Genomic DNA, 15,826 nt, shown 5'->3' with positions numbered 1-15,826 from the left:
GGTGTTAAGTCTTCAGGCTGAGAGTGTAGCGCCGCCATCAACCACTAAGTTGTGCAGTGTGATGTGGCTGGCGAGATCGGATGCGAGAAACAGCACGCTGTTGGCTATATCATTGGGGTGCGCGATTTTGCGCAGGGGAATACCATTCTTAAATGTGGCGAGCGAGCCTTGAATGGTGCGTTCGAATCCAGCGTCGTTGCTTAGCATGTTTTGCAACATGGGGGTGTTGGTGGAGCCCGGCGATACCAGATTGCAGCGCACGCCATAGGCTGCAAGCTCCAATGCGATACAGTGACTAAAGCTTTCCAGTGCGGCCTTTGACGCGCAGTAGGCGGCCATACCCATGCGGGGAACGCGTGCTGCATTCGATGCAATATTGACAATAACGCCAGATTTTTGCTGTTTAAACCGGGGAATACACTGTTGTATTAGGTGAAAAACAGCGCTGACATTAACGTCCAAGCTGGCTTGCCAGTCGTCCTCAGTCAGTTCTGTTATTTCCGCAAATCGCAAAATCCCGGCAGCGTTTACCAGTACGTCGATTTGGCCATTCTCAACGAATAAACGCTGGCAACACGCGCGAATTTCCTCCGGTTTGCACAGGTCACATTTCACCGTGGCAAAGGGGTATTCGTGCTGTGGAAATGCGCAATCCAGCCCGGTGACCTGTGCGCCGGCACGGTAAAAACTCTCGGCTATGGCATAGCCAATACCGCGCCCGGCACCGGTAATCCACACCTGTTTACCGGAAAAATTTAATGCTTCGACGAGGCTGTTCATGCGGCACGTTTACTTTCTATCAGTTGCCACCAGCTGTTAAAGGTTGGCTGGCGAGCCAGTTCTTCAAAATGAAAGTCGAGCCCGTGCTTTTTCCATTCTCCGATTAATTGCATGACCTGAACCGAGTCCAAGCCGTAGTCCACCAGATTTTCGTCCGGGTCAAAATCCAATTCGGTTTCGTCAATTAACGTGAGTAATTGCTGTTGCAGAGATTCGCGGGTGAGCGAGGGGTTATCGCTTGTGCCTGTAGATATGACCTGGCCACAAGACATAACCTGGCCACATCGACCTGCGACATAGTCCAGCGACATGCGATGATCATCCTCAGTGAAATCAGCGACTGCATCTGCAATAAAAAACGGTTTGATATCGCGCATAAAGGCATCGAGCGCTGTAGTCAGGCAGCCAATGTGGGCGTAAATGCCGACGATAATGAGCTGGTCGCGCTTACCTTCCTGCAATAGATCCTGCAAATGGGTGCGTTGAAATGCACTGTAGCGCCACTTTACTAATGTAGTGTCGCCGGGTTGTGGGGCCAGAGCAGGAATAATATTTTGCAACTCGGGGGTGGCGTCGGTAAGACCAGGCCCCCACATGTCGTTGAGCAGGGCACGCTGAGCCGGTGGTTGCTCCGATGGTTGCGCGGTATAAATAATTGGCAGACCCTGCGCGCGTGCCCAGTTCAGAATCAGCGCAATATTTTCGATCACCTTCTCGAGTAGTGGATTGTTATCGCCGTAGTAGCGCGCGAAATAGTTTTGCATATCGTGCACCAGTACGGCCGCGCGAGAGGTATCCAGTGGCCAGTTAACCCGGTTTGTAGGCAGTTGGCTTGCTGCAGGAAGCGGATAAGAATTAATCTGTGGAATACTCATAATGGGTCTCCTTCGGTAAAGTTTTTCACAAGTTCTGCATGTGTGCGCGCAAGGCTTTTTTATTGATTTTGCCAACCGCGGTTAATGGAAATTCCGGTAGCACCGCAATGTGATCTGGCAGTTTGAATTCAGCGACGCCTTGCGCACGTAAAAATTTACGTACCACAAGGGGTTTGATTTTTTCGTCCTGAGTGACCAGGCAGGCGCAGCTCTTTTCGCCGAGTCGCTCGTCGGGCAATGCGACTAATGCGGCGTTAATAATTTGTGGGTGTTTCACCAAGAGATTTTCGATTTCTTCAGCGGCAATTTTTTCGCCACCGCGATTAATCTGGTCTTTAACACGCCCTACCACACGAATATTTCCGTCGGGCGTTTGCTGTACCAGGTCGCCCGAGTAGTAAAACCCTTGATTATCAAAGGCACGGCTATTGTGTTGCGGTGTCTTGTAGTAGCCGCGAATGGTGTAAGGGCCTCGGGTAATCAGCTGGCCCGTGTGGCCAGGTGCCACGTCCTCGCCCTCGCTGTTAATAATGCGAATTTCGTCGTTCGGACTCATCGGGCGGCCCTGACTGGTAAAGATCACTTCATCGCTGTCATCCAAGCGTGTGTAATTCACTAATCCTTCAGCCATGCCAAATACCTGCTGCAATTTGCAGCCAAGTTCAACGGGCACGCGCCGTGCAGTGGACTCTGAAAAATTAGCACCACCAACTTGCAGCAACGTCAGCGTGCGCAGTTTTTCACGCGCAGTCGCCGCGTGGGCGAGCCATAAGAGAACAGCCGATGGCACCAGCGCGGTGGTATTAACTGAGTGCTGGTCGATAAGCTCGAAACAACGTGTAGGTTCCGGATTGCTCGCCATAACCAGGGTTCCACCCGCGAACAATACGCCGAGTGCCCCGGGTGAACTGAGTGGGAAATTATGCGCAGCAGGCAAGGCGACTAAAAATCGGGTGCTGGGCGAGAACCCACAGATTTCCACACTGCGTCTTACGCTGTAAAAATAATCGTTGTGGGTACGTGGAATAAGTTTAGGTGTACCGGTACTTCCGCCTGACAGTTGAAAGAAAGCAACCTGTTCCGGATTTGTTGGCAGAAAACTATTGGTTGTTTTGCTCTCCATGTTCTTGTCAAAGACGCGTGTTAGATTTTCGCGGTGAAACAGCGTCAGGCGAATGTTAGTTAATGCCTTTAACTCTTCTAGATAGCCGTCGTCGGCAAACAATGCGTGGTCGCGAGATGCAATTAACAGGCTTGGCTCTAATTGACGGGCATACTCAGTTAACTCCAACCGCTGATGATTAAACAGGGCGTTAACTGGCGCGATACCCGCTTTGAGCAATGCAAAAAAAGTAATATACAACTCGGCGACATTGGGCAATTGCACCAGTGCCGTATCACCCGGGCCAAGGCCATGTTCACAGAAATGAAGCGCCAGCAGAGAACTCGCAGAGTCCAGTTCACGGTAGGTATAGGTGCGCTCACCGCAGACTATCGCGATACTGTCTGAATTGCGGTGCTCGCTTAGAATTTCCGTGAGTGGCAAATCCAACCAGTAGCCTTTGTCTCGATATTGATGCGCTATATCGTTAGGCCAGGGCGTGAATTCAACAGTATTGGACGGCAGGTGTTGTTGACTCACTGTGCTGCCTCCGCGTTTGCCTGTATAGGTAGGGCTTTAAGCATGGTTTGCAGTTTGGCCTGAGTTTCCGCCCATTCGGATTCCGGACAGGAGTCTTCCACGATACCGGCTCCTGCAAAGAGGGAGACCTGGTTTCCGCGCACGATACCGCAGCGAATCGTCACTGCCCATTCACCATTGCCGTCGCTATCCTGCCAGCCCACCATGCCTGCGAATAATCCGCGGTCGAAAGATTCCACCAGGTTAATAAGTTTGTGTGCCAACGGTGTTGGGTAGCCACAAACGGCAGGTGTGGGGTGCAAAGCGCTGGCGATGTCCAAAGCGCTGATATTGGCATTGCTTAAACGACCGCGAATTAAGGTCGATAAATGCCACATGGTTTCGGTGTTCAGTAGTGACGGTGCAGCGGGGATATCCAGTTCAGAGCAAAAAGGTTGCAATACACGATTTATTTCTTCAATTACGAGCCGGTGTTCGTAGAGATCTTTGTGTGATGACTGGAGCGCTAGCGCCGCAGCCGTATCGTCGTCGGCATTGCGCAAACGCCGTGTTGAACCGGCCAGTGGATTAGAGGTAATCCACTCGGCTTCTTTGCGGATCAGTAACTCTGGACTGACGCCAACCAGTTGACCGCCATCTTCCAGGGGGACACTAAAATGATAGCCGGTGGGGTTTTGGTGTTGCAGGCTGTGAAAAAGGGTATTTGCTGGAAGTTGAGTGTTTAAATCCAGTTCTAACACACGGGAGAGTACCGCTTTGCGAATGTCGCTTAATTGAAAATTTGCGATGGCTTGTTTTACTGATTGTTTATACCGCGCTTCCTCTGGAAAACTGCGCCGGTTCACGATTTCTATCGGGTCGCGTTTGCTGAACTGGTTAACAATAGGCGTGGTTCCAAAGTGGCTTTCGACCGGAATAAACAGGCTGCATGGCTGGGTAAGGTCAAATGGAATAGCGCCAACCACAATCGGGTTTGAGATACCATTTGCATGCGCACGCTGGAACGCGGAGCGCAGAGATTTAGTAAACCGCTGTGTGGTGTTGTGTTCGAAAATCGGGAGGTGAAGATTTTCTGCAATACCGGTAGTGTGCAGCTTGCGGTGGCTGGAGCAAAACGTGAAGTTGGAAGCTGTGGGAATAGCGTGAGCCGATAAACGTGATTCTGCAAATGTGACGGACATGAGACACCTCCGATGACTTATCAATAATGAGAATGATTCGCATTATTGTGTCGGAAGTGCCTTCTGTCAACGCTCTTTTGGTTATTTTGAGAAAAATACTAGTTAACAAAACAACTAAAATAATTCGCGCCAAATAATTGTGATTTTTCTATAAAAAATTATTTTTTTATCACGCAAAAGAAGGTTTTACAGTAAATTGATAGATGAGCCTTATAAAGATTTATTGATTTATATTGTGTGTAAGTTGTTAGATTTAACTATTTTTTCGAAAATTAATATTTTTTAAATCTCCGAGTTAAAAAGTTGGTGCGGCACCTAAGCAAATACATTTCCATCAGTTTGATTTAATTTCAGTTAACGCTAATTTAAGAGGCCGGTGATTGCACTCCGGCCTGGCGGGCCATCTTGCCATTGCCCGCGGAGATCAATCGATTAAAGGCGCCGTTTCCAGTGATGTATTTGGCGCGGCTTCGCCCAGCGACCACACGCTATCTGCCGGTCCATTTTTAGCGCGCTGCCAGGCAATGTTAGCGAAGGTGAAAAAGCAGATGGCACCTATGAGGGCGGTCAGGTCTACCGCTACGACGCCAATGCTGGTGTGCGCCCAAGGTCCCAGGACAGGCAAGAGCGCGCCAGTCAGACTGGTGGCGGGAATAAGTAGTGCTGTTATTGCACATAAGAGGCACAGTTCGACCCCTGCGCGGGCTGCACCACGAAACAACGCCCAGGCTACAGCACCGAGAAATACTGCATAGTAGATACTGGTTGCCGCGACGTTGGTATTTTCCAGGTGGATGTGAAACCATTTTACGCTGACCATTGCCGCGAATACGCCGGCGATAGATCCGAGACACACGCCCACAGTCAGTCGCGCCATCACATGGCAGGCACGCCTTTGGCTTGGCAGGTCATCATTGCGTTTTAATTTTTTACGCCGTTTTTCCAGCCAGAGGAGATTCCCAGTATAAAAAAGCACAGCGCCGCCTATACCAAGAATAAAGTAGACCCAACGGATAGGATTGCCGCCAAAACTTCCGAAATGCAACGAGAAAAATTTGTTAACAATACTGCCCCAGGTACCTTCCTGCCCAGGCAGCATGCCGCTGCGTAGTACGTCGCCGGTATACGGGTGAATGCCAAGGTAGCCTTCGCGTGCGCCGGTTACCATAAAGTCTGTGTCTATTACGGCGGCGCGCACCATCGCGCGCGGTGTGTCCAGATTCATATAAAGTAATTCTGAGACTTGTACGTTGGGGGCACGTTCTTTTATATCGGCAAGAATCTCGCTTACTGGGCGTATATCGTATACGGAAAAATCGCGTTTTGGCGGCTGTTCACCGAGATTAAACATAGTCTCCGGCGCAGGGTATACCACCTGTCGCAGGCCGTCGTAAAATTGATCGTGGAAGGCAAATACAATCGCGCTGAGGCTGATAATAATGTGAAAGGGCAGGCTGGTAATGCCGATGATATTGTGCGCATCCAGCCAGAAGCGTTTTTTGTTTTTTCCTGGGCGCAATGCAAAAAAGTCTTTTACCAGGGTAGGAAGCAGCAGGATAACGCCAGACGCCAGCGCGAGAAAATAGAGTACGGATGCGATACCGAGAATATAAATTCCAATATATTCGTGCCCCGCGAGAAACGGAATTCCCGCAGTTCTGTGCAACATATCGATAAGCTCGGCCAATACCGATGGGGTTGTTTCGCGCACCACCAACGCTTTGTCGGGCCCGAGAGTGGCGTAAGTGTTGGGCGACGATAACTCAATTTCGTGCCCGCGGCCTGCGGTGCTCCACATAATAGGCGCAACAACGTTTTCAGTGGTTTCCAGTTTTAACGTGAAACCTTTGTGGCTCTCGGGATGCTCGGTTAGCACCTGATTTACCAATAAATCGTAATCTTCGATTGCCAGCGGCGCCATGCGTTGTGAGGGTGGGTTCAACCAGCGATCGATCGGTTGCTTGAACATAGTGAGTGCGCCAGCGTAGAACGCGATAAAGAGCAGGAGCCCGGCAACGATGCCTGTCCAGGTATGGAGTGATTGGTAAACCTTGAGAATATCGCTGCGTAATTTCATGCGCTTCACTTGCTATTTAAAAATTTGGAATTGATAAGCGGTTGTTAAAAATTATGCTTAATAAAAAATAATGCGCTGTATGCCAGCAGGTTGGCGGTGCCGTAACTGAGCAACGCGCGATTGCCAGTCTGGAACAAATAAACAGTGGCGAACAGCAGCATCCATATCGGGGCGATGGACCACATCACAAACTGTGTTTTGTTTTCAGCACTGAGTCCACCTGGGCCCAGCCACGCAAATAATCCGCTCAAACAGAGTGCCAGGGAAAATCCCAGGACCGCACCTGCAATGGTTTTTCGCCACCAGTCCGGTTGAATTTTAGGTTTTCGCGCAGCGCTATTGGGCATGGTGTTGCCCTCCAAAAAAGAGTTGAAAAAAGGGCAAAGTCCCACATACCGCCATGGATATAGTGAGTGCGCTGAAAATTGCGGTGCTGGTGGCGACCGTTACGGTTGCGACGTAAACGCCGGCAATCCACCAGAGTAACGCAACCCAACGCCAGCGGGTATGCAATGATTTTGGTTTGATTTTCTGATTGGGATGAGTGAGGTAAAACAGTGTACAAGCGCCGGTAACGCTGATGAAAAAAATGAAAAACACGTTAATCTCTCCCTTTAACTGTATGAAAATTTGTGGCGTTCAGTTGAGATAAAGTCGCCGTGCAGCAGATTGGTGGTATTTGCTGTGCGGCGACCAGTGAGTATGTGTTTCTGTCTCGCTATTTAAATCCGGGTGCCCAGCTCCGGTACATGCTTACGCCGGGCTAGAAGCTATAAGTCGCACTCAAATACACGTTGCGTCCAAGTTCAAAGGTATTGAAATTGGCGTCTTCCTCCTGGGTTTGTACGTCAGTCAGGTTTTTTATGCCTGCGCGCAGGGTGAATGACGAGGATAGTGGGCTGCTCAATCCCAGGTCGTAACGGGTATAGGCTGGCAGTGTCTGGTAGTCCGGCCATACGTAAATTTCCTGCTCGCCAATATGGTTGGCCGAAAGACTGCTGGAAAGCTTATCCAGAATTTTCCAGTTCAGGCTCACGTTGGCCTGAATTTCAGGGCGGTTTTCCAGTTTATCGCCGGTGCCGACATTTTCGGTGTCCAATTTGGTCAGGTTACCGCTTAGCGAAAGCGCATCGGTGATAGCGAAGGTGCCCTCAACTTCGAAACCTTTGGTTTTTACTTTGTCGACGTTGGACCAGTAGCGGCTGTTCGTGTCTGCGTCGTACAAGGCGGAAATCATATCGTCCACATCGTTCTGGAAGTACACCAGGCTGAGGTCCCAGTTGCTCTTAGCGATGGAAATTCCGGCCTCGATGTTGGCGCTGGTTTCCGGTTCGAGATCTTCGTCGCCGCTCAGGAAGCAACTGCCGCCGCAACTGACGATGCTGTATTCGCTACTCAGTTGGTAAGCGCCGGGTGCCTTAAATGCCTCTGCGTAGCCACCTTTTACCGCGATGCTGTCGGTCAGTTCGACTACCACATACGCGCGAGGGGTAAAGTGACTGCCGAAAAATTCGTTGTCGTCCATACGCCCACCCAGGGTTAAGGTGACGCGTTCGCCGAGGCTGATTTCGTCTTGCAGGAAGAGTGCTTTGTCAGTGATCGACACTTCACCGGTTTGCGCGTAGCTGACATCGTCGCCAACGGTTTGCTGGCGATAGTCAAAACCAACGGTTAACGCGTTATATTTTCCTGCAGCAAAGTTGGTGTAGCCTTTGAGAGACAGATTTTCTTCTGTCAGTTCGCGGTTCTGGGGTTCGTCGTAGCGGGAATTAAAGTCGTCGATGGCCGCGTCTTCGCGCTGTAATTGCAGGCTGGTGTTACCCCAGCCCCATTCACCGAGGTAACTTACGCCCAGGGTGTTACGGCTGATTTCCTGCTCGCGGTAATCTTTGCTGTCGCCTGCGGCATAGAAGGTATCGTAAGGGCGGTTGTCCTGGTTTACGCCTAGGTCAAAATCGAGTTTCTGATTGTCTGCCAGGTTCCAGGTCAGTGTTGCTGCCACGTTGGTGGCTTCTTTTTCTTCGAGTTTGGGCGAATTTACGCCTTCTTCCTCGCCGTCGATATACCAGGCATCGCGACTTAAGGTGTCCAGCGCAACCGACAGTGCCAGTTGCTCATTCAGGCGACCTTGCGCTGCCGCACCTAGGCGCGCTTGCGTACCGCCCTCGCCAGTTAACACTGAGCGATACTCGCCGTTCACCTGCCCGCTCCACTCGTCCTCTGGTGCTTTAGTGATAATGTTAATGACACCACCCATGGCATCGGCGCCGTAGAGGGAGGACATGGGGCCGCGTACAATTTCAACCTGTTGAATGCTGGATAAAGGCACTGAGCTCAGGTCGAAATCCCCTCCGCGCCAGAGCGCGCTGGAAGAAGATACCCGCTTGCCGTTAACCAGAATGAGTGTGTACTGGCCATCGAGGCCGCGCAAACGCAGGCTGTCGCGGCCGCTGGCGTCGGAGTAATCGTTAACACCGGCGGTTTGCCCCAGTATTTCGGGGAGCGCAGTGATGGGGGTCGCGAGTATATCGTCGCCGGTAATAACGCTGGTAAACGCAGGCGCGGTCTGTGTGGTCTTGGCCGTGAGCGACGCGGTTACGATCATGGTTTCCAGTCGTGACGACGCTTCGTCGTTGTCCTGTGCGAATGTCGGCAGACTTGCAGCGGCACTCGCGATGGCCGTGGCCAATAATAATTTCCTGTTAAACATCTAAACCCCCGGTAAATCAATTTGCGATAAGCGATAAAGTTATACTATTAAATCTATATGATAATTATTCGCATTATCATTAATAGAAAATAAAATGCAAGACCGATGTTTTATCGGACACACAATTTTTTGATCTGAGCCGGGTTGTACAGCGGTAATAGGCAGGCGATGAGCCGCATGGGCTCACCGTTTATGGCTTGGCGTGGAAGAGGAACAACCCCGTTGACGTGCCCCCCGTTAGGGCCGGGCCTTGAGCAATATTGCAGTAACGGACAGAGGGGGCAACTCCAGTGTTACCGTATTGTCGCTGGCGCGCACTGTACCTTTTTCCAGGGCGTTGTCTCGGTGAGATACGAAGGTTTCCTCCCCCGGCAGGTTGTGTAAGCGCAGGGTGCGGTAGGGGCCATCCAGTGGGAAATCGTCGATAGCGACAGTGGCGGTGTGGGTCTCGCTAGTGGAACGATTCACCAGAAGTACCGTCATGGCGTCTTCTGCTTCGTTAATGGAGCTGTAGGCGCTGACAAACTCTTCAAGACTGGAGCTGGAGGCGACCCGATAAGGTTTGTTGTAGCGGCTGAAGAGGTGGAGTGTTTCCCACATTCCGGTGTTCCAGCACCATGGGGTGAATATTTCGACGCCGTTATCCGCGAAGGTGCCGAGCATGGAGGCATACCAGATGGCGGTAGTCATCGGATTCACATTGCGCACGCACATTTCGGTTAAGCCCAGGGTTACACCATGGTCTGGCCCCATATATTCCTCGAGCCAATCGTTCACTCGCCCGAAAATATATTCCTTGTTGATGCTGTCATCCCAGCCACCTTCTACCATTTTCACCCCGTTGGCATCCAGTGAAACAAAGTCGCGGTCGAAGAACGTGCGATGTAATTGCACGATATCTTCCGCATTGTAAGCGCCGGGGTAGTAGTGCAGATCGAGTACATCGAGGAGGCGAACACCACTTGCGCGTTGCTCTTCAGACACCCGCTTGATGAAATACTCCATCCAGCTCATAAACCCTTGTTCCTGGGGTACCGAGAAACCGCCCCAGGCATACCACTGCCACTCATTAGCGGGCACCGGACCGGTGATTTTAATACCGGGAAATTTGGCGCGGGCTTTTTTGGCGGTTTCGAAATAGGTGTGCAGGAAATCTTCTACCGGCGTTTGTTCTTTCACTACATCGTCGTGGGTGCCAACCCAGATGCCGGGCTCGTTATCCATACTCCAGTATTTGGCTTTGCCACGCCGCACGCCCAGCCCGTTTACGCCAAACCAGTGGTCGAGAATACCCACAGTGTCGGCTGGCGACCAATCCATGAGGTAGAGATTGGGGTCTCCTTCAACCAGCGCTTCGCCGCCGCCGTCCAGATTGGGTTCACCGCCGCCAGCGAGATTCTGAGCGACGCCGGTCCACCATTGCGACTGGTTGAATTCCCAATCGTTAAAGTTGTAGGCAGAAGTCGCCGCGACCTTACCGATGAGCTGGAATGCCCACATGGTGTCGGCGCCGGGCAGGTTTTCCTGAATCAGGGCTACCCGGTTGTCCCAGTTGTTGTTGCCGGCGTAGACATTGTTGTACCAATCCGGATGACTGCTCAGGTGCAGTTGCCAGTTATATTTGGTGCTGTTGTTGCCGCCATTTTCCCGCAGCATGCGCACACCTGCATCGCGAAAACGCTGCCAGTCAGTATCGGTAAGGCTTTCTGCGTTGGAGTTATTCATGCCGTAAAGGGCTCGGCTGATGAGTTTTTTACCGCCGTCGGCGTCGATTTGTACGGTTACATTATCTGCAAAGGTGACTGGGCTCAGCGCTGCGCAGAGCGCGAGCGTCGCTAAACGTATTCTCATGGTGGAGAGCTCCTGTTGTGAAATTCGATATTCCAATTGTGGATAGATTGAATACACAGCCGCAGAGCGCCCGCGAGGAGCTGTTAAAAGCAAATGTATGACTGGATAGTTGCGAGCGGTATACGTGCGACGTGTAACGATTGTTATTGTTATAGGCGCGCTAATCGCGGTTGAAATCTTCGCGTCGGCGCTCGCACAGTGTGGTTGGCGGCGCTGCTGAATACAACGGCAGCGCCTTGGAGTTTTTGCAAAAAAACTTAGAATTTCGTCGCGTTAAAGGTTTAAAAAAACGAAAAGTTTATCTTCTGGTTTGTCGACTTCGCCAAATAAATTATTTTGACGTGTATGTTTGAAATTGATAAAGCCGCTGGGCCTGCTACGTATGGCTTTTTGCATTGGCCTTATCGGCTGGCATGGGTTCTAGCGTCGAGGTTTAGCGCAGGCGATAAGTGAAGCTGATGGAACCGAATTTTCCGGTACCGGGTTGAGTCGCGTATTCCTTGCTGGTAAATGCGCCTTCGTAGGTAAATGCCCAGTTACCCAGATTAATCGACGCCCCGAACCCCAGGCGTGCCTGTTCGTGGGTGAGTTCAACGCCGTGACTGTCCTGGTAGCTGTTACCTTCAATCAGAATATCGTTAAACACGTAGCGTCCCTCCAGGTTAATAAAAAAATGCCAGTGGGTGTTGTGCATTCCTGCGGTTGGATTGATTTCGCGCCCAGGTAGATCCATAGCGATAGGGAAACTCTCGTTCAAACGCGCGCCGAAACGCAGGCGCATACCAAAGCCAAGATCACTGGAAAGGTTGCCGATACCACCCTCTGCAATGGCTGAAACGTCGCCGCCCAGAGTACGGCCAAACTGAGTGGTCCATAGACGTCGGGTACGAGATGACTCCAGGCGAAACACGGGTTCAGTTTTGAGCTGGTTGTCCCAGCCCTGCGGTTGTTCGGAACCGGTCAGATGGTGCACCAGTTTTTGCGATTGTTCCGCGCCACTGGCGGGGCCCACGACACCGGCAATAAAACCCAACCGACGACTGCTCTGCTCGGTGAGTCCGTAAAAATTGATGCGCCCCATCAACAGGCCGGCGTAAGGCTGTTGGTCCGCAATCAGCTCCGGTGTGGTGATGTCTTCCGGGGTACTCATGATCTGGCCAAACTGATAGCTGATGCCGCGCATACGGTCGCTGGCGCGGTTGAAACCTGCGCGCTCCACGAGCGGTAGTAAAAACGCAGGGGCATTTTTTTCGCTGAAAGGCGCATCGAATCCGCGGGCGTAATTCAGCGCAAATCCGTTGGTGTAGCCACCGTCTTCCTGAAAAAAAATATCATTTTCGTAAATGACGTTAAAAAAACGGATATTGGTTTCGGCGTAGGCTGGCAGGGCAAAAAACAACAGGCTGGCGAGTGCTTTGTTCATGGAAGTCCATCGTGTGTTTATTTGAAGCGACAATTAAACCGGGCGGCTGCCCAGTTTAATTGCCGAGAACCCTGTGAGTTTTGGGTTCGAGTGTGGATATGGATCTAGGTATGAATCGTATTGATGCTGCGTTAGGTCGATTGAGTTTCCGCTGGTTTGTCGCTGCTTTCCGCGGTTTTGTTGCCAAAGCGATGGCTCAATTGAAACACCACCACAAAGAATACAGGGACGAAAAAAATCGCCAGTGCGGTAGCACTCAAGACACCGCCGAACACCCCGGTTCCGATCGCGTTCTGGCTGCCGGAACCGGCACCCGAGGCGATCACCAGCGGTAACACACCAAGACCAAACGCCAGGGAGGTCATGATGATCGGCCGTAAACGCATGCGTACCGCTTCCATTGTGGCCTCAATCAGTGATTTTTTCTCTTCCTCGTAAATTGCTCGAGCGAATTCGACGATAAGAATCGCGTTTTTCGCCGACAACCCTATAGTGGTGAGCAGCCCCACTTGGAAGTAGACGTCGTTAGACATACCGCGCAGCATGGCGAACAGCAGTGCGCCGATTACCCCGAGAGGTACCACCATCATCACCGCGATTGGCACTGACCAGCTTTCATAGAGCGCGGCCAAACACAAAAACACGACCAGAATCGATAGCGCATACAGCATCGGTGCCTGATCGCCGGATTGGCGCTCCTGCAGTGACATACCCGTCCATTCATAGCCAAAGCCAGGAGGTAATTTCGCCGCCAACTCTTCCATAATTGCCATAGCCTCCCCGGAGCTGACGCCCGGTGCGCCCTGACCCTGAATATTCACACTGGATATACCGTTGTAGCGCTCAAGGCGCGGCGAGCCATAGATCCAGCGGCCACTGGCAAACGCGGAGAATGACACCATTTCGCCTTTGTCGTTGCGTACGTACCAGTCGCCGACATCGTCGGGATTCATGCGGTAGGGGGTGTCGCCCTGCACGTACACCCGTTTTACGCGGCCGTTGTCGATGAAGTCGTTAACATAGCTGGCCGCCCAGGCGGTGGAGAAAACAGCGTTGATCTGGTCGACCGACACGCCCAGGGCCGCTGCGCGGGCGGTATCCACATCCAGCTTGAACTGCGGCATATCTTCCTGGCCGTTGGGGCGCACGCGAGCGAGGCGACTGTCCTGTGCTGCCATCCCCAATAGCTGATTGCGCGCGGCCATCAGTGCATCGTGGCCCTGCGCGCTCAGGTCTTTTAACTGCAGGTTAAAGCCGGACGATGTGCCGAGCTGGGTAATTGCTGGCGGGACAAACGGGAATACCATGGCTTCACGCATTTGCATGAAGTACCCCATGGCGCGCCCGGCTATGGACTGTACGTCCTGGCCTGCACCGGTTCGTTCGCTCCAGTCGCGCATCTTCACGAAGGCAATCCCGTTATTCTGACCACGTCCGCTGAAACTGAAACCGATTACCGAGAATACCGATTCCACGTTGGCTTTCTCCTGCTCGAGGAAATAGCTTTCCACTTTATCCATGACCGCCATCGAGCGCTCTTTGGTGGAGCCCACGGGCAACGACATCTGAGTGAACATAATGCCCTGATCCTCGTCGGGCAGGAAGGAGCCTGGCAGGCGGCCAAACAGCAGTGCCAGGGCGCCGACGATTACCAGATAAACCACCATAAAACGGCCTTTACGCGCCAACATATAACCAACGCCGCGTTGATAGCCGTCGCTGCTGCTGTCGAATTTACGGTTAAACCAGCCGAAGAAACCGCGCCGTGCGTAGTGGTCGACATCGCTCTTACGCAACATACTGGCACACAGTGCCGGGGTCAGGGTTAGGGCGACCACTACCGAGAGCAGCATGGCAGACACAATGGTGATCGAAAACTGGCGGTAGATAATCCCGGTGGAACCGCCAAAGAACGCCATCGGAATAAAGACGGCCGACAGTACCAGGGCGATACCAATAAGGGCACCGGTAATCTGCGACATGGATTTGCGTGTTGCTTCGCGCGGCCCGAGATTATCTTCGTGCATGACACGCTCGACGTTCTCCACCACTACAATCGCATCGTCCACCAACAGGCCGATAGCCAGCACCATGGCGAACATGGTCAGGGTGTTTACCGAAAAGCCAAATGCCAGCAGTGTGGCAAAAGTGCCCATCAGCACCACCGGTACCGCAATGGTTGGGATGAGCGTGGCACGGAAGTTTTGTAGAAACAGGTACATCACCAGAAATACCAGCACGATGGCTTCGATCAGGGTGTGTACGACGCCTTCAATCGATAGCTTGACGAAGGGCGTGGTATCAAACGCCTTCACCACTGTGAGTCCGTGGGGGAAGAAGGGTTTGAGGTCTTCAATACGCGCCATGACCGCATCCGCTGTTTCCAGTGCATTGGCACCAGAGGCGAGAGTGACCGCAAGCCCGGTGGCGGCTTGGTTGTTGTATTCGGTTTCAAATTGGTAGTTTTCTGCGCCCATTTCCACGCGTGCGACGTCGCCGAGTGTAATTTGCGAACCGTCTGGATTGACCCGCAGTAAAATGTTGCTGAACTGCTGGGCGTTGTTCAGCCGGGTTTGCACCACAATACTGGCGTTGATGTCCTGCCCGGGTAAGGCAGGTGCGCCACCCAATTCGCCGGCGGCGATTTGAGCATTTTGTGCGCGGATGGCGTTGACCACATCGACAGTGGTGAAGTCGTAGGCGGCCATCTTGTGGGCGTCCAGCCAGATGCGCATGGCGTATTGCGAGCCGAACAGCTGGATTGTGCCCACACCATTAACCCGGCTCAGCGGTTCGCGCACGTTGGCTGCAATAAAGTCGGAAATATCGTACTTGTCCAGGCTGCCGTCTTCCGACACAAAACCCAGTACCATTAAAAACCCGGCGGTGGATTTGGTAACCCGAATACCTTGCTGTTGCACTTCGTTCGGCAGCAATGGCATCGCGGCCTGCAATTTGTTTTGCACCTGTACCTGGGCGATATCCGGGTCGGTTCCGGCGACGAAGGTGAGGGTTACCTCGGCAGTACCGCTGGAATCGCTGGTGGAAGACATATATTGCATGTTGTCCACGCCGGTGAGGTTTTGCTCGATGATCTGCACCACAGAGTCTTCTACCACCTTGGCGGAGGCGCCCGGGTAACTCGCGCGAATAGACACCGACGGTGGTGCAACTTCCGGGTACTGGGCGACAGGCAACTGGACAATGGCCAGCACCCCAGCCAACATAATGACGATTGCGATCACCCATGCGAAAACAGGGCGATCAATAAAAAAACGCGCCATGGA

Annotated in this window: 11 protein-coding genes; all 11 read right to left on the bottom strand. The window is 52.3% G+C overall.

Going from position 1 to position 15,826, the window contains the following annotated elements; genetic code table 11:
- Positions 1-12 precede the first annotated feature (12 nt).
- Complete coding sequence (gene dhbA, locus TERTU_RS18060; protein ID WP_015818365.1) at positions 13-780, bottom strand: 2,3-dihydro-2,3-dihydroxybenzoate dehydrogenase; 768 nt, start codon at positions 778-780, stop codon at positions 13-15.
- Positions 777-1,655, bottom strand: a complete 879-nt coding sequence (locus tag TERTU_RS18055; RefSeq protein ID WP_015816823.1) for an isochorismatase family protein — start codon at positions 1,653-1,655, stop codon at positions 777-779. Before TERTU_RS18055 ends, dhbA begins: the two co-directional genes overlap by 4 nt.
- 25 nt (positions 1,656-1,680) lie before the next feature.
- Complete coding sequence (locus TERTU_RS18050; protein ID WP_015817154.1) at positions 1,681-3,297, bottom strand: (2,3-dihydroxybenzoyl)adenylate synthase; 1,617 nt, start codon at positions 3,295-3,297, stop codon at positions 1,681-1,683.
- The gene (locus TERTU_RS18045; protein WP_015819844.1) at positions 3,294-4,478 is read right to left on the bottom strand and encodes an isochorismate synthase; all 1,185 of its coding nucleotides are present in this window, start codon (positions 4,476-4,478) and stop codon (positions 3,294-3,296) included. Before TERTU_RS18045 ends, TERTU_RS18050 begins: the two co-directional genes overlap by 4 nt.
- 424 nt (positions 4,479-4,902) lie before the next feature.
- The gene (locus TERTU_RS18040) at positions 4,903-6,555 is read right to left on the bottom strand and encodes a PepSY-associated TM helix domain-containing protein (protein ID WP_015819539.1); all 1,653 of its coding nucleotides are present in this window, start codon (positions 6,553-6,555) and stop codon (positions 4,903-4,905) included.
- 44 nt (positions 6,556-6,599) lie between these two features.
- On the bottom strand, positions 6,600-6,902 hold the full coding sequence (locus TERTU_RS18035; protein WP_015819999.1) for a hypothetical protein: 303 nt from the start codon (positions 6,900-6,902) through the stop codon (positions 6,600-6,602).
- The gene (locus TERTU_RS18030; protein ID WP_015820466.1) at positions 6,892-7,155 is read right to left on the bottom strand and encodes a hypothetical protein; all 264 of its coding nucleotides are present in this window, start codon (positions 7,153-7,155) and stop codon (positions 6,892-6,894) included. The genes TERTU_RS18035 and TERTU_RS18030 overlap by 11 nt, the downstream gene beginning before the upstream one ends.
- Positions 7,156-7,318: 163 nt before the next feature.
- On the bottom strand, positions 7,319-9,265 hold the full coding sequence (locus TERTU_RS18025) for a TonB-dependent receptor domain-containing protein (RefSeq protein WP_015817255.1): 1,947 nt from the start codon (positions 9,263-9,265) through the stop codon (positions 7,319-7,321).
- A 237-nt stretch (positions 9,266-9,502) separates the two neighbouring features.
- Positions 9,503-11,116 (bottom strand): glycoside hydrolase family 44 protein, encoded by a 1,614-nt coding sequence (locus TERTU_RS18020; RefSeq protein WP_041590314.1) that lies wholly within the window; start codon positions 11,114-11,116, stop codon positions 9,503-9,505.
- 433 nt (positions 11,117-11,549) lie between these two features.
- The gene (locus tag TERTU_RS18015) at positions 11,550-12,539 is read right to left on the bottom strand and encodes a lipid A deacylase LpxR family protein (RefSeq protein WP_015818675.1); all 990 of its coding nucleotides are present in this window, start codon (positions 12,537-12,539) and stop codon (positions 11,550-11,552) included.
- A gap of 131 nt (positions 12,540-12,670) precedes the next feature.
- Positions 12,671-15,823, bottom strand: a complete 3,153-nt coding sequence (locus TERTU_RS18010; RefSeq protein WP_015819095.1) for an efflux RND transporter permease subunit — start codon at positions 15,821-15,823, stop codon at positions 12,671-12,673.
- Between the last annotated feature and the right edge of the window lie 3 nt (positions 15,824-15,826).

Origin of the sequence: Teredinibacter turnerae T7901, assembly GCF_000023025.1 — a bacterium.
Classification (GTDB): domain Bacteria; phylum Pseudomonadota; class Gammaproteobacteria; order Pseudomonadales; family Cellvibrionaceae; genus Teredinibacter; species Teredinibacter turnerae_B.
The sequence above is the reverse complement of the archived record's forward strand: the minus strand, read 5'-3'. Positions and strand labels throughout refer to the sequence as shown.